The 18,621-nt window shown below is 63.8% G+C and carries 19 protein-coding genes and 1 riboswitch; of the genes, 15 read left to right on the top strand and 4 right to left on the bottom strand.

Annotated features, from left to right (window positions below):
• Positions 1-11: 11 nt before the first annotated feature.
• Genes fliM through flhB form a run of 7 tightly spaced genes read left to right on the top strand, consistent with a single transcriptional unit; the run spans position 12 to position 4,656 of the window.
• Complete coding sequence (fliM, locus tag JFN91_RS16265) at positions 12-989, top strand: flagellar motor switch protein FliM (RefSeq protein WP_199390242.1); 978 nt, start codon at positions 12-14, stop codon at positions 987-989.
• Positions 986-1,291, top strand: coding sequence for a flagellar motor switch protein FliN (gene fliN / locus JFN91_RS16260; RefSeq protein WP_183350141.1), 306 nt, complete (start codon positions 986-988; stop codon positions 1,289-1,291). The genes fliM and fliN overlap by 4 nt, the downstream gene beginning before the upstream one ends.
• Positions 1,288-1,758, top strand: coding sequence for a flagellar biosynthetic protein FliO (fliO, locus tag JFN91_RS16255; RefSeq protein ID WP_199390241.1), 471 nt, complete (start codon positions 1,288-1,290; stop codon positions 1,756-1,758). The genes fliN and fliO overlap by 4 nt, the downstream gene beginning before the upstream one ends.
• Complete coding sequence (fliP, locus tag JFN91_RS16250; protein WP_248646857.1) at positions 1,755-2,513, top strand: flagellar type III secretion system pore protein FliP; 759 nt, start codon at positions 1,755-1,757, stop codon at positions 2,511-2,513. Before fliO ends, fliP begins: the two co-directional genes overlap by 4 nt.
• 16 nt (positions 2,514-2,529) lie before the next feature.
• Positions 2,530-2,799, top strand: coding sequence for a flagellar biosynthesis protein FliQ (fliQ, locus tag JFN91_RS16245; protein WP_199390240.1), 270 nt, complete (start codon positions 2,530-2,532; stop codon positions 2,797-2,799).
• Positions 2,800-3,585, top strand: a complete 786-nt coding sequence (fliR, locus tag JFN91_RS16240; RefSeq protein ID WP_199390239.1) for a flagellar biosynthetic protein FliR — start codon at positions 2,800-2,802, stop codon at positions 3,583-3,585. It begins immediately after the preceding gene.
• A 9-nt stretch (positions 3,586-3,594) separates the two neighbouring features.
• Positions 3,595-4,656: a flagellar biosynthesis protein FlhB gene (gene flhB, locus JFN91_RS16235; RefSeq protein WP_199390238.1), complete on the top strand. Its 1,062-nt coding sequence runs from the start codon at positions 3,595-3,597 to the stop codon at positions 4,654-4,656.
• Positions 4,657-4,802: 146 nt separating this feature from the next.
• Here the strand turns inward: flhB and glgP are convergent, their stop codons facing one another.
• The 3 genes from glgP to JFN91_RS16220 are packed head-to-tail and all read right to left on the bottom strand — an operon-like array spanning position 4,803 to position 10,228.
• Entirely contained in the window at positions 4,803-7,355 is a 2,553-nt protein-coding gene (glgP, locus tag JFN91_RS16230; protein ID WP_199390237.1) for an alpha-glucan family phosphorylase, read from the bottom strand.
• A 16-nt stretch (positions 7,356-7,371) separates the two neighbouring features.
• Positions 7,372-8,739, bottom strand: coding sequence for a sigma-54-dependent transcriptional regulator (locus JFN91_RS16225; RefSeq protein WP_199390236.1), 1,368 nt, complete (start codon positions 8,737-8,739; stop codon positions 7,372-7,374).
• A 16-nt stretch (positions 8,740-8,755) separates the two neighbouring features.
• Positions 8,756-10,228, bottom strand: a complete 1,473-nt coding sequence (locus JFN91_RS16220; protein WP_236015221.1) for a sensor histidine kinase — start codon at positions 10,226-10,228, stop codon at positions 8,756-8,758.
• A gap of 177 nt (positions 10,229-10,405) precedes the next feature.
• Here JFN91_RS16220 and JFN91_RS16215 point away from each other — a divergent pair, with 177 nt between their 5' ends.
• A complete protein-coding gene (locus JFN91_RS16215; protein WP_199390235.1) occupies positions 10,406-10,588 on the top strand; it encodes a hypothetical protein in 183 nt (60 codons plus the stop codon).
• A gap of 2 nt (positions 10,589-10,590) precedes the next feature.
• Here JFN91_RS16215 and JFN91_RS16210 read toward each other — a convergent pair whose 3' ends face one another.
• Complete coding sequence (locus JFN91_RS16210; RefSeq protein WP_199390234.1) at positions 10,591-11,442, bottom strand: HDOD domain-containing protein; 852 nt, start codon at positions 11,440-11,442, stop codon at positions 10,591-10,593.
• A gap of 148 nt (positions 11,443-11,590) precedes the next feature.
• Here JFN91_RS16210 and yihA point away from each other — a divergent pair, with 148 nt between their 5' ends.
• From yihA to thiC, 7 genes are all read left to right on the top strand, one after another.
• Positions 11,591-12,226, top strand: coding sequence for a ribosome biogenesis GTP-binding protein YihA/YsxC (gene yihA / locus JFN91_RS16205; protein ID WP_199390233.1), 636 nt, complete (start codon positions 11,591-11,593; stop codon positions 12,224-12,226).
• Between the two features lie 212 nt (positions 12,227-12,438).
• Positions 12,439-12,619: riboswitch (cobalamin riboswitch) on the top strand.
• A gap of 89 nt (positions 12,620-12,708) precedes the next feature.
• The gene (cobU, locus tag JFN91_RS16200; RefSeq protein WP_199390232.1) at positions 12,709-13,230 is read left to right on the top strand and encodes a bifunctional adenosylcobinamide kinase/adenosylcobinamide-phosphate guanylyltransferase; all 522 of its coding nucleotides are present in this window, start codon (positions 12,709-12,711) and stop codon (positions 13,228-13,230) included.
• Between the two features lie 46 nt (positions 13,231-13,276).
• Positions 13,277-14,329 (top strand): nicotinate-nucleotide--dimethylbenzimidazole phosphoribosyltransferase, encoded by a 1,053-nt coding sequence (gene cobT, locus JFN91_RS16195; protein WP_199390231.1) that lies wholly within the window; start codon positions 13,277-13,279, stop codon positions 14,327-14,329.
• A 16-nt stretch (positions 14,330-14,345) separates the two neighbouring features.
• Positions 14,346-15,083: an adenosylcobinamide-GDP ribazoletransferase gene (cobS, locus tag JFN91_RS16190; protein ID WP_199390230.1), complete on the top strand. Its 738-nt coding sequence runs from the start codon at positions 14,346-14,348 to the stop codon at positions 15,081-15,083.
• 232 nt (positions 15,084-15,315) lie between these two features.
• On the top strand, positions 15,316-15,912 hold the full coding sequence (locus JFN91_RS16185) for a histidine phosphatase family protein (protein ID WP_199390229.1): 597 nt from the start codon (positions 15,316-15,318) through the stop codon (positions 15,910-15,912).
• A gap of 16 nt (positions 15,913-15,928) precedes the next feature.
• A complete protein-coding gene (locus tag JFN91_RS16180; RefSeq protein ID WP_199390228.1) occupies positions 15,929-17,317 on the top strand; it encodes a cobyrinate a,c-diamide synthase in 1,389 nt (462 codons plus the stop codon).
• On the top strand, positions 17,314-18,621 hold the full coding sequence (thiC, locus tag JFN91_RS16175) for a phosphomethylpyrimidine synthase ThiC (RefSeq protein WP_199390227.1): 1,308 nt from the start codon (positions 17,314-17,316) through the stop codon (positions 18,619-18,621). Before JFN91_RS16180 ends, thiC begins: the two co-directional genes overlap by 4 nt.

Genomic DNA, 18,621 nt, shown 5'->3' with positions numbered 1-18,621 from the left:
AGGTGCCATCGATGGAAAAGCTCCTTACCAAGGAAGAGATCGACGCCCTTGTGGCGGCCGTTTTCGACGGGACCCTGGTCCCCGATAACGAGCTGGCCAAGGCGGGGCCCCAGGCGCAGCAGTTCGACCTGCTCGACATCGAGGCCCACCGCGCCATCCCGAACCTGGACATCGTCTACGACGGTTTCATCCGCTACAACCGGGTCACCATGTCGAACCGGCTGGGGCGCATGGTGGACATCAAGAAGGAGGAGGCGGTCCCCTACAAGTTCGGGGACTTCCTGAGCGTGCTCCCGTCCCCGGTCTGCATGGCCATCTACAAGATGGACCCGTTGAAGGGGGCCGCGCTGATCGCCTTCGACAGCACCCTGGTGTTCACCATCGTGGACAGCATCCTGGGTGGGTCGGGGGTGCCGTCGGGGCAGGGCATGAACCGGCTCTTCACCTCCATCGAACTGCGCCTGGTGGAGAAGATCGTGAAGGACGCGCTGGCCGACCTGGAACGCGCCTGGGCGCCGCTTTGCCCGGCCAGCATGAACCTTCTGCGCCTGGAGATGAACCCGCGCCTGGTCAACATCGTCCCCCCGGAGTACCAGGTGGTCACCATGAGCATGAAGATCCAGATCGAGGAGACCGTGGGCAGCATGATCCTCGCCATCCCGTTTTTGACCATCGAGCCGATCCGCGACAAGCTGAAGCGCGGCGTGCAGATGGACATGATGGTGGTGGACCCGCTCTGGTCCTACCGCCTCTCCGAGGAACTGATGGGTGCGCCCATGGACATGTCGGTGGAGATGGGGGGCGCGACCATATCGCTGGCGGACCTGATGGGACTCACCCCCGGCGACGTGATCATGCTCGACTCCAGCGGCAAGGACGAACTGGTGGTGAAGGTGGGGGGCACTAAGAAGTTTATGGGAATTGCCGGGGTAAGCGGCGGCAACAAGGCAGTACAGATCACCCGCACCCTGACAGGAGGTGAAGATTGAGCGAAAAACTCGCTTTAGACGAACAGAAGGAAGTTCCGCAGCCGAAGAACCTGGACTTCATCATGGACATCCCGCTGCAGCTCACGGTAGAGCTGGGGCGGACCAAGCTCCTGGTGCGGGACGTGCTGCAACTGAACCAGGGCTCGGTGGTGGAGTTGACCAAGCTCGCGGGCGAGCCGCTGGACGTCTTCGTGAACTCCAAGCTGGTGGCGCGCGGGGAGGCGGTGGTGGTGAACGACAAGTTCGGCATCCGGCTCTTGGATATCGTGAGCCCGAACGAGAGGGTGGACAAGGTACTATGAGAAAGCTCGCGGCGGTGACAACGGCGACGTTGCTCCTCCCGGCGGCGGCGCATGCCGACAGCGGCGGCCCCGACCTGTTGGGGAGCCTGGCGCAGATGGTGGGATCGCTGATCCTGGTGATCGGCATCATCCTGATCCTGTACTACCTGGCCGGCAAGCTGATGAAGATACCGCAGGGGAAGTCGGCGGGATACATCCGCGTGGTGGAGACCAGGCACCTGGCCCCCAAGAAATCGCTGATGCTGGTCGAGGTGGGTGGCGAGTACCTGCTTCTGTCCAACAGCGGCGAGGGGGTGAGCCTGATCAAGCAGGTGGAGATGCTGGAAGAGATCGAGGTGGTCGAGGAGAAAAGCGCCGCGGCGTTGATCCCGGGCCAGCTCAGGAAGAAGCTGGAGACCCTGGCCGGCGGGCTTCCCCGTAAGGAGGCGCCGCTCGGGCAACTCGGCAAAAGCGGTGGGTTTGCGTGAAACATAAAAAGATACTGGGGGCGCTGCTCCTGGTGGCTCTCTCCCTGATACTGGCGGCGACCGCGGGCGCGGAACCGCTTTCCCTTCCCACGGTGAGCGTCGGGGTCGGCAAGGTCAGCAAGCCGGCCGACGTCTCCGTGGTGCTGCAGATCTTCTTCGTGATGACCATCATCTCGCTGGCGCCGAGCCTGCTGATGATGACCACCTCCTTCACCCGCATCGTCGTGGTGCTCTCCTTTCTCCGGTCGGCGCTGGGAACCCAGCAGGCCCCCTCGAACCAGATCGTGGTCGGGCTGTCGCTGTTTCTCACCTTCTTCATCATGGCCCCGGTCTGGCAGCAGGTGAACACCCAGGCGCTGCAGCCGTACAAGGCGCAGACCATCACCCAGGAAGAGGCGCTCAAGCGCGGCGTGGCGCCCTTGAGAAAGTTCATGCTCTCGCAGGTGCGCGAGAAGGACCTGGCGCTGTTCATCAGCCTCTCCAAGCTTCCCAGGCCGCGCAACGCCGACGACATCCCGACCATGACGCTGATCCCGGCCTACATGGTGAGCGAGCTGAAGACCGCGTTCCAGATCGGCTTTTTGATCTTCATCCCGTTCCTGGTGCTGGACATGGTGGTCGCCTCGGTGCTCATGTCCATGGGTATGATGATGCTGCCGCCGGTGATGATCTCGCTCCCCTTCAAGATCCTCTTGTTCGTGCTGGTGGACGGCTGGGGGCTGGTCATCGGGTCGCTGGTGAAGAGCTTCGGATAGACAGGAGTATTAAGATATGACCCCGGAAATGGTAGTTCAACTGGGCCGGAGAAGCTTCGAGGCGGTGATCCTACTTTCGGCGCCATTGCTCATCACCGCCCTGGTAGTGGGCCTTCTCATCAGCATCTTCCAGGCGGTGACCTCGATCAACGAGGCGACACTCGCCTTCGCTCCCAAGATCATCGCGGTCATGGTGGCCATGGTCATCTTCTTCCCCTGGATGATGATGTACATGAGCGACTTCACCCACGAGATCTACGGCATGATCGCCAACATGAGGCATTAGGTGTTCGACGCCCTCCCGCTCAAGGCCCTGGCCGACCTGATACCCTTCGCCCTGGTCCTGGCCCGGGTCGCGGCACTGTTTATGGCCATCCCCATGTTCGGGGCCCGGCTGGTCCCCAACCGCATCAAGGTGGCGCTCATCTTCGCCATGGCGCTGGTCATCTTCCCCATCATCCGGCTGAAGGCCGTCCCGGTCGACACCGACTCCTTGTCCCTGATGATCCTGGTGATGCGCGAAACGATGGTAGGCCTGACGCTGGGGGCGATCTCGCAGTTCGTCTTCGCCGCGGTCGAGTTCGGCGGTCAGCTGGTGGGGACCCAGATGGGGATCTCCATCGCCGCCCAGTTCGACCCGACCACCCAGAACAACGTCCCCACCATGGCCATCTTCGAGGGGGTGCTGGCCACCCTGATCTTCCTCGCGCTCGACGTGCACCACTTCTTCATCAAGGGGATTGTGGAGAGCTACCAGCTCATTCCCTTAGGGGCCTGGCACGTGAGCGGCGGCCTGCTGAAGTTCCTGGTCCAGACCAGCACCGGCATCTTCGTCATCGCGATCAAGCTGGCTGCGCCGGTCTCGGTGGCGCTTTTGGCCACCACGGTGGCGCTGGGGATCGTCGCGCGCAGCTTCCCCGCCATGAACGTCTTCATGGTCAGCATGCCGCTCAACATCGGCATCGGCTTCCTCATCCTCGGCATCACGCTGCCGGTGTTCCTGCGCGTTCTGAACGGCAGCTTCGGCGCTTTCGTACAGCAGATGCACACCCTGTTCAAGCTGCTGGCCTAGGACTTCGCCATGTCCGACGACGATAAACACTCCAAAACAGAGAAACCTACCAGTAAGAAGATCTCCGATGCCAAGAGCAAGGGGAACGTAGCGCGCAGCCGCGAGATGACCTCGGCGGTAACCCTGATCGCGGCCATGGTGGCGCTCTACGCCAGCTCCAGCGTGATGCTGAAGACAATGCAGGGGACCATGAGGGAGATCTTCGGCGGGCTGGCCACCATCGAGATCACCCCGGCCGGCGTGCACCACCTGATGATCAAGGAGTTCGCCAACCTGGGCATCATGCTGACGCCGTTCATGCTGGTCTGCCTGATAGCGGGGCTCGGTGTGGAGATCAGCCAGGGGGGGATCAACCTCAGCTCGGAAAAGCTCAAGTTCGACCTGGGGCGCCTGAACCCGGTGCAGGGGGTGGGGAGGCTCTTCAACAAGGACTCGCTGTTCGAGGTGGCCAAGTCCTTCCTGAAGATGGGGATCGTGGGGTACACGGCCTACAAGATTCTGGCCGAGGAGATGGAAGGGATCATCTTCCTGGTGGACCAGGACCTGCAGGGGATCCTGCAGTTCATCGGCCACATCGCCTTCAAGATCGTGCTGCACACCTGCGGCGTGCTGATCATCCTGGCGGTGCTCGATCTCGCCTTCGTCAAGTGGCGCTTCCTGGACAACCTGAAGATGACCAAGCAGGAGGTGAAGGACGAACACAAGAACAGCGAGGGCGACCCGGCCATCAAGGGTAAGCAGCGCCAGAAGGCGTTCCAGATGGCGCGCCGGCGCATGCGGCAGATCATTCCGACCGCGGACGTGGTGGTGACCAACCCGACCCACTACGCCGTGGCGCTCAAGTACGACCGCTTCAAGATGTCGGCCCCGGTGGTGCTCTTCAAGGGGATCGACCAGATGGCGCTGCAGATGAAGATCGTGGCTCGGGAAAACAACGTGACCCTGGTGGAGAACCGCTTCCTGGCCCGCGAGCTCTACGCCCAGGTGGAGGAGGGGTACGAGATCCCGGAAGGGCTGTTTGCGGCCGTCGCCGAGATCCTCGCCTACGTGTACAGCCTGAAAAAGAGGTGAGGCATCCGCCTCACCTCCCTTGATTCAACCTGCCGAATTCTTCCCTAGCGGACCTACCTCAGCCGACTAAGGGGACTGCACCTGACCGACTAAGGGGACAGGCACCTGGCGGAGCCAGTCCCCTCCTTGGCGGAGCCAGTCCCACGTCACCCCCACAGGATGAGACCGGGGTCGTACACGGTGCCCAGCTCCGGGTGCCGCGGCATGACCCGCAACAGAAAGCCGTGCCGGCCGCAGAAGCGGCACTCCAACTCGCCGCCGAAGTGCCCGACCTTGTCCGGGTCCGGGGCGGGGTCGAGCGGCACCACCTCTCCCCCCACGATGGCACCGCGCGAATCGAGCACCCCGAAGTAGACCTCGACCGCGATTTCGGAGAGCGGCACCTCGCCCGGCGTGATCTGCACCGAGATGGGGACCTTCTGCCCCACGGTCACCTCCCGCTCGCACTGGGCCTGGACCGCGACGATGGCAAGCCCGCCCCACACGCCGTGCAGCCGCTCCTTCCAGCGCGCCAGTTCCACGGCGAGCCTCAGGTCGTCCCGGTTCAGCCGCTCCCAGTTTTCGAAGGCGGGGAGGTAGCAGCGCCGGGCGTACTCCTGCACCATGCGGTCGGTGGAGAAGACCGGGCAGAGGGTCTGCATCGACGCTTTCATGAAGGCGGTCCAGCCGCGCGGCACGCCGTCGCTGCCGCGGTTGTAGAACAAAGGCACGATCTCCTTCTCCAAGAGGTCGTAGATGGCCCTGCTCTCCACCTCGTTCTGGTAGGCGAGGTCGTCGTACACCTCGCCCCTGCCGATGGCCCAGCCGTTGTTGCCGCGGTAACCCTCGCACCACCAGCCGTCCAGGATGCTCATGTTCAGCCCGCCGTTGAAGGCGACCTTCATGCCGCTGGTGCCGCTGGCTTCCTGGGGTCTCAGCGGCGTGTTGAGCCAGATGTCGACCCCCTGTACCAGGCGGCGGGCCACCGAGATGTCGTAGTCCTCCAGGAAGATGATGCGGCGCCGGAACTTCTCCTGCTGGGCGAGCTGCACGATCTGCCGGATCAGCTCCTTGCCCTGGTGGTCGGCGGGGTGGGCCTTGCCGGCGAAGACGATCTGTACCGGCCGCTCCGGGTGGTTCAGGATCCGCTCCAGCCGTTCCTTGTCCTGCAACAGCAGCGTGCCGCGCTTGTAGGTGGCGAAGCGGCGCGCGAAGCCGATGGTGAGGATCTCCGGGTCGAGCACGTCGCCGGCGCGGTCGATCTCCTTGGTCCCGGCGTCCAGTTTCTGCAGCTGCGCCCGGAGGCTGAAGCGGGCGTAGTCCACCAGGCGCTCGGTGCCGCGGCGGTGCGTGCGCCACAGCTCCGCGTCGGGGATGCGGGACACCTTGCGCCAGAGCGCGTCGTCGCTCTGCTCCAGCCAGCGCGTCCCCAGGTAGCGGATCAGGAGGCCGCTCATCTCCTCGGAGAGCCAGCTCTTCTGGTGCACGCCGTTGGTGACGTAGGTGAGGGGAAGTTGTTCTTCGGGGAGGTCGGGCCAGACGTCGGCCCACATGCGGCGCGACACCATGCCGTGCAGTTCGCTGACCCCGTTGGAGTGCAGCGAGAGCTTCATGGCCAGGACCGCCATGCAGAAGTTCTCGTTGCTGCGGCCGTGGTTCTGCATTCCCAGGGCGAGGAACTGTTCGCGGGTGAGCCCCAGGTGGCGGTAGTAGTGGCCCAGGTAGCGTTCGATGAGCTCGGGGGGGAAGTGGTCGATGCCCGCCTCGACCGGGGTGTGGGTGGTGAAGACGTTGCCGCCGCGGACCGCCTCCATGGCCTCGCCGAAGCTGAGCGAGCGCTCCTCCATGAGGATGCGGATCCGCTCCAGGGCGAGGAAAGCGGCATGCCCCTCGTTCATGTGGCAGACGTTGGGCTCGATCCCCAACAGGCGCAGGGCGCGGATGCCGCCGATACCGAGCAGGATCTCCTGCCGGATGCGCATCTCCTGGTCGCCGCCGTAGAGCCTCGTGGTGATCTCACGGTCGGCCGGGGTGTTCTCCTCCAGGTTGCTGTCCAGAAGGTAGAGCCGCACCCGCCCCACCTGGACCCGCCAGATCTGCACCCGCACGTTGCGGCCCGGGTATTCCAGCTCCAGGGTGAGCGGCATTCCCGCCGCGTCCCGCTCCAGGTGCAGGGGGAGGTTGTAGAAGTCGTTCTCGGGGTAGATCTCCTGCTGCCACCCCTCGAAGTTCAGGTGCTGCCGGAAGTACCCCTGGCGGTACAAGAGTCCCACCCCGACCAGCGGCAGCCCGAGGTCGCTGGCCGACTTCAGATGGTCACCGGCCAGGATGCCGAGGCCCCCGGAGTAGATGGGGAGCGACTCGTGCAGGCCGAACTCCATCGAGAAGTAGGCGATGCGCGCGCGGGGATTGCCGTGCCGCTCGTACCAGGTGCGCGAGGCGAGGTACTCGTCGAGCCTCTCCTCCACCTGGGCCAGGTGCGACATGAACCCCTCGTCCAGCATCAGGCTGTCGTAGGTGGCCTGCTGCAGGCACCCAAGCATCTCCAGGGGGTTGTGGCGCGTCGCCCGCCAAAGTTCCGGGTCGAGGCGCTTGAAAAGTCCGATGGCCTCCGGTTCCCACGTCCACCAGAGGTTGTATGCGATCCGTTGCAGCCCGGAGAGCTCCCTGGGGAGCGAGGGGACAACGGTGAAGCGGTGCAGCGTCGAGAAGAGGTTCATACCGCCTCCTCGCTACTTACTCCGGCCTCCCTATACCGAACTTCTCCAGCCGGTATTGTAGCGTTTTGTAACTCATACCGAGAAGTGGTGCCGCTTTGGCGATGACCCAATCGGCCCGTTGCATGGCCTTCATGATCAGGTCGCGTTCCAGGTTGTCGATGGAAATCCCTTCGGCCGGGAAGTCGAAGGGGAGGGACCCGGCCAGGGAGGCGTCGTGATGCACCTCGGCGGGCAGGTCCTCGGGTTGAATATAGTCGCTCTCGGCCATGAGCACGCCGCGCTCGATCACGCTTTCCAGCTGGCGCACGTTGCCGGGCCAGTTGTAGTCTAGCAGGATCTTGAGCGCCGGCTTGCCGATTCCCTTCACCGAGATGCCGGATGCCTGGCTGTACTTCTTCAGGAAGAAGTCGGCCAGGGTGACGATGTCGTTGCCCCGCTCGCGCAAGGGGGGCAGGGTGATGCGGATCACGTTCAAGCGGTAGAAGAGGTCCTCGCGGAAGTGGCCGCGCTTGGTCTCCTGCTCCAGGTCCTTGTTGGTGGCCGAGATGATCCTCACGTCGACGGGGAGGTTCACCTTCCCCCCCACCCGGCGGATCTCCTTCTCCTGGATGGCACGCAACAGCTTCGCCTGCATGGCGACGTTCATCTCGCCGATCTCGTCCAGGAAGACCGTCCCCCCCTCGGCCGCCTCGAAGATGCCGATCTCACGGCTCCCCGCGCCGGTGAAGGAACCCTTCTCGTGGCCGAAGAGCTCGCTCTCGATCAGTGCGTCCGGGATGGCGGCGCAGTTGATGGCGAAGAATGCCTTGTCCTTGCGCGGGCTGCCGTCGTGGATGGCGCGGGCCACCAGCTCCTTGCCGGTTCCCGATTCCCCGTAGATGAGCACCGTGGTGGAGGTGGGGGCGATCTTGTGGATGATGCGCGCCACCTCCATCATTTTCGGGTGTTCCCCGATCATGTTGGGGAGCGTCCTCGTCTCCGCCAGCTTCTTGTGCAGGACCCGGTTTTCCTTCAACAGCATGATGCGCTCGAAGGCGCGCTGCACGGTGAGGATCAGGTCCTCCCGCTCCAGCGGCTTCTCCAGGTAGTCGAAGGCCCCTTTCTTCATGGCCTCGACCGCGGAATCGATGGTGCCGTGGGCGGTCATCATGACCACGCACTGGGTGGGGTTGTCGGAGAGCACCCGCTCCATCAGCTCCATCCCGGAGATACCCTGCATCTTCAGGTCGGTGAGCATGAGGTCGTACTCCGCCTGTTCCAGCTCCTGCAACGCCTCTTCACCGCTGGGGACGGAGGTGATCCGGTACCCCTTCTTGGACAGGATGGCGCTCAGGATGTCGCGCTGCCCTTTCTCGTCGTCTACTATCAGGATGCTGCCGCTCATCGCCACTCCAGTTCTCTTAATTTCCAGATGCTTCGTTCGGGCCGGCCGCGATCAGGGTCGCCTGCCGTGCCTGCTCCTCGCTGCGGGCCAGCGCCGACGCGGGGAGGATGACCGTGAAGGTGGTCCCTTCCCCCTTGCGGCTCGCCACGCTGATGCGACCGCCGTGCTCCTTGACGATGCGCTCGGTGATGGCCAGCCCCAGCCCGATCCCCGCCTCGCGGGTGGTGAAGTAGGGCTGGAACACCTTCTCCAGGTCCTGCTCGTCGATGCCCACGCCGTTGTCGCCGAAGCTCAGCCCGCATTCGCCGGTTGCCGGGTCCACCTGGGCGCCCAGCGTGATGACGCCGCCGTCGGTCATGGCCTGCATGCTGTTGCCGATGAAGTTGCACAGGCAGTTGCGCATCAGTTCCGGGTCGATGTACATCGCCGGCAGGTCGGCCGGGATCTCGCGCACCACCTGCATGTTCCTCTCGGTGAGCCGGTCCTGCATGATATGGATCGCCTTGTCCACCAGATCGGCGTAGTACACCCGCTGCAGTTTCAGCTTGAGTGGCCGGCCGTAGTTCATGAAGTTGAGCACCATGTAGTTGGCCTTGCGCACCTCTTCCTTGATGTTGTCCGCGATGGACTCGAGCTCGCCTCCCTTTTCCGGGCAGGAGGGGAGCAGTTCGCTCTTGAGGTGGTCGATGGCGAGGCTTATGTAGTTTAGCGGGTTCCGGATCTCGTGCGCGATGCCGGCGGCCAGCTGTCCCACCTTGGAGAGGTGTTCCGCCTCGTAGAGACGTTTCTCCAGCTGCTCCTTTTCCTTGAGCTTTTTCACCATCTCGTTCAGGTTCTCGGCCAGTTCGCCGATCTCGTCGCCGCTTTCCGCCTCGAAGGTGACGCTCAGGTCGCCGGCGGAGACGTTGTTGACCCCGGTGGCCAGGCGGTGGATCGGGCTGGTGTAACGGCGCGCCAGGAAGATGATCAGTATCATCCCCCCCATGAACACGAGCACCGTGGCGGAGAGGCGCCGCACGAAGTTGGCGTGCTGGATGTCGCGGATGTTGTCCAAAAGGAGGTTGATCTGCACGTAACCCAGCTGCTCGTCGCCTACGATGACCGGGACCACCAGGTCGTAGGGCTTGAGCGAGTTCACCCCGCCGCTGCCGCGGCGCTTGAGCCCCTTCTCCAGCTTCTTGATCTCGCGCTTCTTGCCGACCTGCGCCGGGTCGGAGGAGTTGATGATCTCCCCCTCGTTGTTGATGATGTTGATCTCGTTGACGCCCTTGTTCTTGGCGTGGCTCAAGTATTCCGAGAGCCGGGTGGATTCCTCTTCCGAGGTCAGGTCCTCGACGCTCAGCTGAATGGCCTTGGAAACCACGGTGGAGCTTTCCTGGATTTCCTGCACCAGGTCGTTCTGGCTGAACTGGTTCAGGACGAAGAGGATCAGCGTGGCGACTACCAGCATGGTGAGCATGATCATCACCAGCTTTGTGTTCAGTTTCATGACGTTCTTTCCGATATATGAGTTTTCACTAAGGCCGCAAGTATACAGTACCCCCCTTGGCTAGACAAGGGTGATATCGGGGTGCCGCAACCTATTAATTGTCTTCCATTAGCTGGGACTTGCTGCTAAGATGCCGGTCGTTGAAATGCGCCAGGACCAGGAGCGATGGGAGGAGGCATGAGCTACAGCGTCGACAGGATTTCGGGGGGGCTCAGGATCGACCCCGATGCCGGGGGGCAGGAGCATCAGCGCAGGCGCGGCAAGCCGGACCAGAAGTCGGAGCCGACCGACAGCGTCAGCATCTCCGAAGAGGCGAAGAAGCTGCTTGAAAAAGCCGAAGCCGAGGACGCCTCCGACTAGCCCTAGCTGGTGAAAAGGGCCTTGTCCTCGGAGAAGGCCTTGTCGAAGACCTCCAGCATCTCGGCAGCGTTTTCTTCCGTGATCTTCAGCAACTGACCCGCCTTGGAAGCGGCGAGGTCTATCTCTTCCTGGGGCTCCCTGATCCCGATGCCGAGTTTCAGGCAGAACTGGTCGGCCAGCGAGGTCACCGCGGTCAGGTTGATCAGGGCCGGGTCGTCCAGCTCGCTGAAGTCCAACTGGTGGTGCTGCAGAATCGCCGTGGTCAGGACCTCGGGGAAGTTCCACTTCCTGATCACGTACGCTCCCACCTCGTCATGGGTGAAGGGGTAGACCCCCTTCTCCGCCTGCCCGAAGGAAATCCCCTCGTTATAACAGTGCTGCATCACCTCCTGGAACTTGTCCCGGTCCAGGGTGTTCATGATGATCTTGCCGATGTCGTGGAACAGGCCGGCGAGGAAGGCTTCCTCTTCGTTGGCGGCGCGGGTGCGTCTGGCGATGATCCGTGCGGCGAGGCCGGCGGCGAAGGAGTGCTCCCAGAGCATCTTTTCGGTCAGGCCGTAGGGCTTGTAGACCTGTTTCACCGAGGCGGCTACCACGAGGCTTCTCAGGGTGCTGAAACCGAGGATGACGATGGCGCTGGAGAGGGTCTGGATCTGCCGGCGACAGCCGTAAAAGGATGAGTTGGAAATCTTCAGGACGCGCGCCGCGACGGCGGGGTCCGATGATACGATCTTGGCGAGCTCTTCTGCGGTGGCGCTGTCACTTTCGATAAGCTCCATCACCTTGATGGCAACGATGGGAATGGTGGGCAGGTCCGCTGCGGTCATGATCGCAGTTTCGAGTTCTTTATTCATGCCTTGGATCCTTCCGTTGGGTGGCCGGGTTCTGATCAGGTTCAAAAATATACCAAAACGTTAGCTTTAAGCAAGCTCGGATTTAATGATTGAAAGGGGGCGCGTGGCGGTCTATACTGCCCTGAAAAAACAGGAATAAGGTTTCACTTTGATCGTTAAAAATACTGAGTTCATTAAAAGCGCCACCCGCCCGGCACACTACCCCGAGGGTAACCTGCCCGAGATCGCCTTCGCCGGGCGCTCCAACGTCGGCAAGTCTTCCCTGGTCAACGTGCTGGTGAACCGGAAGAACCTGGTGCGCACCAGTTCCACCCCCGGCCGTACCCAGTTGATCAACTTCTTCCAGGTAAACGACGACTTCATGCTGGTCGACCTCCCCGGCTACGGCTACGCCAAGGTGCCGCTGGCGGTAAAAAAGGACTGGCGCCCCATGATGGAGACCTACCTCGCCAAGCGGAAGAACCTGCGCGGGGTGGTGCTGATCCTGGATATCCGCCGGGTCCCCAACGACGACGACCTGCAGATGCTCGCCTGGCTGCGCGCCTACTCCATCGCCCCCATCATCGTGGTCACCAAGTGCGACAAGCTCTCCAAGAACGAGCGCGCCCGCCAGACGGCCGTGATCAGCGCCACGCTCGGTGTGGACAAGCAGGACCTCACCTTTTTCTCGGCGCTGAACAAGGAAGGCAAAGACGCCGTCTGGGCCCGCATTGACGCGGCCCTCGCCCCCGTAGCCGGCGAAACCGGCGAATTTGCAGAGGAAGCGGCACCGGTTAGTGATTGACTTTCCCCGCAGCGTCTGTTAGTAAACACGTCGCTGTAAAAAAATACATAGACGTTCGTCTTGGTGCCCCGAGAGGGGTTTCCCTGGTTCCCAAGCTCCAGCTTGGGAACCCCATATGTCGCAAAGCTCCAGCTTTGCATCCGAGGGAAGTTGAATCTTCGGAGAGGCATTACGTTCCCAAGGCGGACCTTGGGAACGAGATCAACAATATATACATAGACGTTCGTCTTGGTGCCCCGAGAGGGGTTAAAAGGGAAGAGGGTGTGAATCCCTCGCTGTCCCGCAACTGTGAACGGAGATGAAAGCCGCAACAACGCCACTGATCGCATCGGGAAGGCGCGGCGAGTAAGACGACCCGTGAGTCAGGAAACCTGCCAGGATGAGAAGCTTGTTGGAACCTCCGTGGCAGAGGGGCTAAAGCCGGAACCGCACCTGTAGTGCGTTTTTGACCCGCCTTCCGTCATGGGAAGGGGGGTTTTTTTATGTCCAAAGTAGTCCTGGTCACCGGCGGCGCCCGCAGCGGCAAGAGCCGCTTCGCCGAGGGGATGGCCGACAGGTACGCGCCGCTGCGGGGCTACCTCGCCACCGGCGAGGCGGGGGACGCCGAGATGGCCGACCGCATCGCGCGGCACCAGGGGCGGCGCGGCCCGGAATGGCAGACCGTCGAGGAACCGCTCAAGGTGGCGGAGGCGATCCGCAGCCACGAGGGGCGCTTCAACGTGATGCTCATGGACTGCGTCACCCTCTGGATATCCAACCTCCTCTTCCGCTGCCCGGGTGGGGCCGCCGAGGCCCTGGCCGAGGTCAAGAGCTTCGCCGGGGGCTTTAGCTCGCTTGCCACCCCCCTCATCATCGTCACCAACGAGGTCGGGATGGGGATCGTTCCCGAGCACCCGCTTTCCCGCGCCTTCCGCGACCTGGCCGGCGAGGCCAACGAGATCATCGCCGCCGCGGCGGACGAGGTGTACGTCACCATCTCAGGACTGCCGCTCAGGCTGAAATGATATCTGCCATGACCAGTGCAATGCCATGAAACCAAAGGAGGAACCTATGCAACTTCTGGAAACGACACTCGCCAAGATCCAGCCGGTGGACGAGGCGCTGCTCGCCAAGGCCCAAGCCAAACTCGACAACAAGACCAAGCCGTTGGGTGCGCTGGGGCGCCTGGAGGAGGTGGGGCGCCGCTTCGCCGCCATCGCCGGCAACCTCGCCCCCGACACCGCCAAGAAGGTCATCTTCACCTTCGCCGGCGACCACGGCATCGTGGAGGAAGGGGTTTCCCTGTTCCCGAAAGAAGTCACCCCGCAGATGGTGCTCAACTTCCTGCGCGGCGGTGCGGGCGTCAACGTGCTCGCCCGTCACAGCGGCGCCGAGGTGCGCGTGGTGGACGTGGGCGTCGACTACGACTTCGAACCCGCTCCGGGCCTCATCATCCGCAAAATCGCCAAGGGGACCCGCAACTTCGCCAAGGGTAGCGCCATGACCCGTGAGGAGGCCGTCGCCGCCATCGAGGTCGGCATCGCGCTCGCCGACCAGGCCAAGAAGGAAGGGATCGCCATGGTAGGCACCGGCGAGATGGGGATCGGCAACACCAGCCCCTCTTCCGCCATCATCGCGGCCATCGCCGGTTGCACCGTCCGTGAGGTGACCCACCGCGGCACCGGCATTGGCGACGAGGCCCTCGAGAACAAGATCAGGGTGATCCAGGCCGGCCTCGACCTGAACCGTCCCGACCCGCAGGACCCGCTCGACGTGCTCGCCAAGGTGGGCGGGCTGGAGATCGCCGGCATCGCCGGTCTCGTGCTCGGCGCCGCCGCCAACCGCATCCCCGTGGTGGTCGACGGTTTCATCTCCACCGCCGGTGCGCTGATCGCCTCCGAGATGCATCCCTCCGTGCGCGACTACATCTTCACCGCTCACACCTCCGTGGAAATCGGGCACCAGATGATGATGGAGCGCATCGGCGTGAAGCCGCTGCTCGACCTGCAGCTGCGCCTGGGCGAGGGGACCGGCGCCGCGCTGGCCATGGGGCTCATCGAGGCCGGTGTCAAGATTCTGAAGGAAATGGCTACCTTCGAAGAGGCCGGGGTGGCCTCCTCCTAGCCGCCGAGGTGAACGCATGAGGCTCTTCATCATCGCCTTCCAGTTTCTGACCATCGTGCCGCTGCCACTCTCGGTGCGCTGTGAGGAAAAAGACCTGGGCCGCTCCATGGCGCTGTTCCCGTTGGTGGGGCTCGCCCTCGGCGCGCTGTTGGCCGGAGTGGACTTCCTGCTGACGCCGCTGTTGCCCCGTTCCGTGGCCGACCTGCTGCTGGTCGCTATCCTGAGCGTCGCCACCGGTGCGCTGCACCTGGACGGCCTCTCCGACGTCTGTGACGGGCTGGCTGCGCGCGGCTCGCGCGAGCGCTTCCTGGAGATCATGAAGGATTCACGGGTCGGCGCCGTGGGGGCGGTCGGTCTGGTGCTGGGTCTCATGCTCAAGTACCAGGCGCTGTTGGCGGTCCCCGCGGAGTACAAGCGGGAGGCGTTGCTGTTCTTCCCTATGGCGGCCCGCTTCGCCCAGGTACAGATGACGGTCGGGTCGCAGCGGGCCCGTAAGGACGGGCTCGGCCACGCCTTTGTGGGCGGGGCGGGGACGCTGCAACTGGTGTTGGCCGGTATCTGCACCGTCGCGGTCGGCGGAGCGCTGCTCCACCTGTCCGGCCTCGTCACTCTGTTGCTCCTGTTCGTGCTCACCTGGGGCATCAAGGCGTGGTCGCATGGCAAGCTCGGTGGCGTCACCGGCGACGTGATCGGCTGTGCCAGCGAACTGAACGAGATCTTTTGCCTTATCTTCCTGCTGGCCCTGTTACGGTAAGGGGACTGGCTCCGCCAGGTGCCTGTCCAGCAAGAGCACCGTCGGCATCGCCGTCCCAAGGGTGACGACGCCTGCTGTAGTTGTTCACCGTAGCAGAAACCTTAGCCTCACGTCCCCTCCCCAGGAGGGGGAGGGACAGGGAGGGGGGCTTTGGCCGCTAGTTTCCCCCCTCCCGGCCTCCCCCCTCCGGGGGGAGGGGCTGCTCCGGCGAGGCGACCTTAAGGAGAACCGCATGACCCAACGAACCAGGATCCACCTGATCCGCCACGGCGAGGTGGAGCGTCCCTACTGCTACAACGGCCACTTCGACGTCCGCCTCACGGCGCGCGGCGAGGAGATGTACCACCAGTTGAAACCGCGCCTGGAGCCGGACCGGATCAGCGCCCTCTACACCAGCGACCTGCAGCGCACCGTGCGCGGCGGCGAGATCCTGGGCCCCTACCTTGGCGTCGAACCGGTCACGGTGCCCGCCCTGCGTGAGTTGAGCTGCGGCGTCTGGGAAGGGCTCTCCGTGGCCCAGATCCAGGAACAGCGCCCGGACGAGTGGGCGGCGCGCCTGGCGGACCTGGAAAACTTCTGCGCCCCCGGCGGCGAGAGTCTAGGCGAACTGGCCGGGCGAGTGCTGCCCGCCCTGAAGGAGATCGTGGAGCGGCACCGGGGCGAGGAGGTGCTGGTGGTGGCGCACGGCGGCGTAAACCGGATCGTACTTCTTGATGCCATCAAGGCGCCGTTGGGCTCCTTCTTCAGCATCGACCAGCAGTACTGCGCCATGAACATCATCGACTACTGGTCCGACGGCAACACCGTGGTCCAACTGGTCAACGGCTGACGGAGAGTCCCCGGGCATGAAGCGCATCGTCATCGCAGCGCCGCACAGCGGCTCTGGAAAAACCACCGTGACCCTCGGCATCATGGCGGCACTCAGGCGTCGCGGGCTCAAGGTGGCGCCGTTCAAGGTCGGGCCGGACTTCATAGATCCGGGCTACCACGCCCTGGTGACCGGCGTCCCGTCCATCAACCTGGACGGATGGATGTGCCCGCGCGAGTTCGTGAGCGAGAGCTTCGCCCGCAGCACGGTTGGCAGCGACATTGCCGTCATCGAAGGGGTGATGGGGCTCTTCGACGGCATCGACGGCAGTTCCGATGCCGGGAGTACGGCGCAGGTGGCCAAGGAGCTGGCCGCGCCGGTGATCCTGGTGGTGGATGCCAAAAGCCAGGCCCGTAGCGCCGCCGCCCTCGTGAGCGGTTTCGCCGGGTTCGACCCGGGGGTAAAGGTCGCGGCGGTGGTGTTTAACAACGTGGCGAGCGCCAACCATGAGCTGATCCTGCGCGAAGCGATGGCGGCGCATCTTCCCGGGGTCGCTGTGCTGGGGTGCATGCCGAGGGACGCGGCGCTCGCCATCCCGTCGCGCCACCTGGGTCTCACCACGGCCGAGGACAACCCGCTCTCCGTGGGGTTTCTGGACCACCTGGTCGAGGTCGTCGAGCGGCACCTCGATCTGGACGCTCTACTTAAATTGGAGTCGCCGGAACTTCCGGCATTGCCGCAGTCGGCGCGGCCGTTGGCCGAAGCCGCGGGTAGTGCCGGGCTGGTGCGTATCGCGGTGGCTCGAGATGCCGCCTTTTGCTTCGCCTATCCGGACAACCTGCGGCTTCTTGCCCAGGAGGGGGCCGAGATCTGCTACTTCTCCCCGTTGCAGGATGCCGCATTGCCGGATGGGATCGGTGGCATCTACCTTCCCGGCGGCTATCCGGAACTCTTCGCCGACAAGCTCGCGGCGAACGAGCCGATGCGGCAGGCGATCCGCCAGGCGGTCGAGGCGGGCATGCCGGTTTACGCCGAGTGCGGCGGTTTCATCTACCTCACTGAAGGCGTGGCGGGCGAGGGGGGGGCGCTCCCGTTTGTCGGCGTCTTCCCGGTGCAGACCCGGATGCTGCCGCGTCGCAAGGCGCTCGGATATCGCGAGATAGAGCTGATCGATGATGCAGTCATCGGCACCAAGGGCGTCACTGCCCGGGGACATGAATTTCATTATTCCGAGATGGAGGAGATGCCGGAGCAGATCGAACGCCTCTACCGGGTCAGCAGGAAGGGCGCCGACCTGGGGCTGGAAGGTTTTCGCTACCAGAACTGCCTGGCCTCCTACATCCATTTACACTTCGGCAGCTCACCGGGTATCGCACGGGACTTCGTGGGGCACTGCAGGGCATACCGGACCAGGAGTCTCACATGAAAACGCAGATTGAAGCAGCGCGCGCGGGGATCATCACCCCGCAGATGTCGCAGGTGGCATTGGACGAGCAGGTAACGCCGGAGTACGTCCGGGACAAGGTGGCAGCGGGGCAGATCGTCATCCCCTGGAACCACGTCCGCAAGCCCAAGGTGGCCGGCATCGGCACCGGGCTGCGCACCAAAGTGAACGCATCCATCGGTACCTCCTCGGACATCATCGACTACGAGGCCGAGGTGCGCAAGGCGCATGTGGCGCAGGAAGCGGGCGCCGACACCCTGATGGAGCTCTCGGTGGGCGGCGACCTGGACCGCGTGCGGCGCGAGGTGATCGCCGCGGTCGACCTGCCGGTGGGCAACGTGCCGCTGTACCAGGCCTTCTGCGAGGCGGCCAGGAAGTACGGCGATCCCAACAAGCTGGACGAGGAGATGCTCTTCGACATCATCGAGCGCCAGTGCGCCGACGGCATGGCCTTCATGGCGGTGCATTGCGGCATCAACCTCTACACCCTGGAGCGCCTGCGCAAGCAGGGATACCGCTACGGCGGCCTGGTCTCCAAGGGTGGCGTCAGCATGGCCGCCTGGATGATCGCCAACAACCGCGAGAACCCGCTCTACGAGAAGTTCGACCGCGTGATCGAGATCCTGAAGCGTTACGACACCGTGCTCTCGCTCGGTAACGGCCTCCGGGCCGGCGCCATCCACGACTCCAGCGACCGTGCCCAGATCCAGGAATTGCTGATCAACTGCGAGCTGGCGGAGCTCGGCCGCGACATGGGATGCCAGATGCTGGTGGAAGGTCCGGGCCACGTGCCGCTGGACGAGGTCGAGGGGAACATCAAGCTGCAGAAGAGGATGAGCGGCGGCGCCCCTTATTATATGCTCGGGCCCATCTCCACCGACGTGGCGCCCGGGTTCGACCACATCACCGCCGCCATCGGCGCCGCCCAGTCTTCGCGCTTCGGTGCCGACCTGATCTGCTACATCACCCCCGCCGAGCACCTGGCGCTTCCTAACGAGGAGGACGTCAAGATGGGCGTCAAGGCCGCCAAGATCGCCGCCTACATCGGCGACATGAACAAGTACCCCGAGCGGGGGAGGGAGCGCGACAAGGAGATGAGCAAGGCGCGTCGCGACCTGAACTGGCAGCGCCAGTTCGAGCTGGCGCTCTTCCCCGAGGACGCCGCTGCCATCAGGAAGAGCCGCGTCCCCGAGGACGAGCAGACCTGCACCATGTGCGGCGACTTCTGTGCCTCCCGCGGCGCCGGCAAGATCTTCGCCGCCGACCTGCGTGGGGACAAGATTTGA

It is taken from the genome of Geomonas anaerohicana, assembly GCF_016458305.1.
GTDB classification, from domain to species: Bacteria; Desulfobacterota; Desulfuromonadia; order Geobacterales; family Geobacteraceae; genus Geomonas; species Geomonas anaerohicana.
This window is presented reverse-complemented; position numbering and strand designations above follow the sequence as displayed.

Bases quoted from the DNA above. Each gene is read 5' to 3' on its own strand.
- JFN91_RS16225 (WP_199390236.1), bottom strand. From the start codon at position 8,739: ATGAGCGGCAGCATCCTGATAGTAGACGACGAGAAAGGGCAGCGCGAC.
- fliO (WP_199390241.1), top strand. From the start codon at position 1,288: ATGAGAAAGCTCGCGGCGGTGACAACGGCGACGTTGCTCCTCCCGGCG.
- cobU (WP_199390232.1), top strand. From the start codon at position 12,709: ATGTCCAAAGTAGTCCTGGTCACCGGCGGCGCCCGCAGCGGCAAGAGC.
- glgP (WP_199390237.1), bottom strand. From the start codon at position 7,355: ATGAACCTCTTCTCGACGCTGCACCGCTTCACCGTTGTCCCCTCGCTC.
- fliQ (WP_199390240.1), top strand. From the start codon at position 2,530: ATGACCCCGGAAATGGTAGTTCAACTGGGCCGGAGAAGCTTCGAGGCG.
- JFN91_RS16215 (WP_199390235.1), top strand. From the start codon at position 10,406: ATGAGCTACAGCGTCGACAGGATTTCGGGGGGGCTCAGGATCGACCCC.
- cobT (WP_199390231.1), top strand. From the start codon at position 13,277: ATGCAACTTCTGGAAACGACACTCGCCAAGATCCAGCCGGTGGACGAG.
- JFN91_RS16220 (WP_236015221.1), bottom strand. From the start codon at position 10,228: ATGAAACTGAACACAAAGCTGGTGATGATCATGCTCACCATGCTGGTA.
- flhB (WP_199390238.1), top strand. From the start codon at position 3,595: ATGTCCGACGACGATAAACACTCCAAAACAGAGAAACCTACCAGTAAG.
- cobS (WP_199390230.1), top strand. From the start codon at position 14,346: ATGAGGCTCTTCATCATCGCCTTCCAGTTTCTGACCATCGTGCCGCTG.
- thiC (WP_199390227.1), top strand. From the start codon at position 17,314: ATGAAAACGCAGATTGAAGCAGCGCGCGCGGGGATCATCACCCCGCAG.
- JFN91_RS16210 (WP_199390234.1), bottom strand. From the start codon at position 11,442: ATGAATAAAGAACTCGAAACTGCGATCATGACCGCAGCGGACCTGCCC.
- fliM (WP_199390242.1), top strand. From the start codon at position 12: ATGGAAAAGCTCCTTACCAAGGAAGAGATCGACGCCCTTGTGGCGGCC.
- JFN91_RS16180 (WP_199390228.1), top strand. From the start codon at position 15,929: ATGAAGCGCATCGTCATCGCAGCGCCGCACAGCGGCTCTGGAAAAACC.
- JFN91_RS16185 (WP_199390229.1), top strand. From the start codon at position 15,316: ATGACCCAACGAACCAGGATCCACCTGATCCGCCACGGCGAGGTGGAG.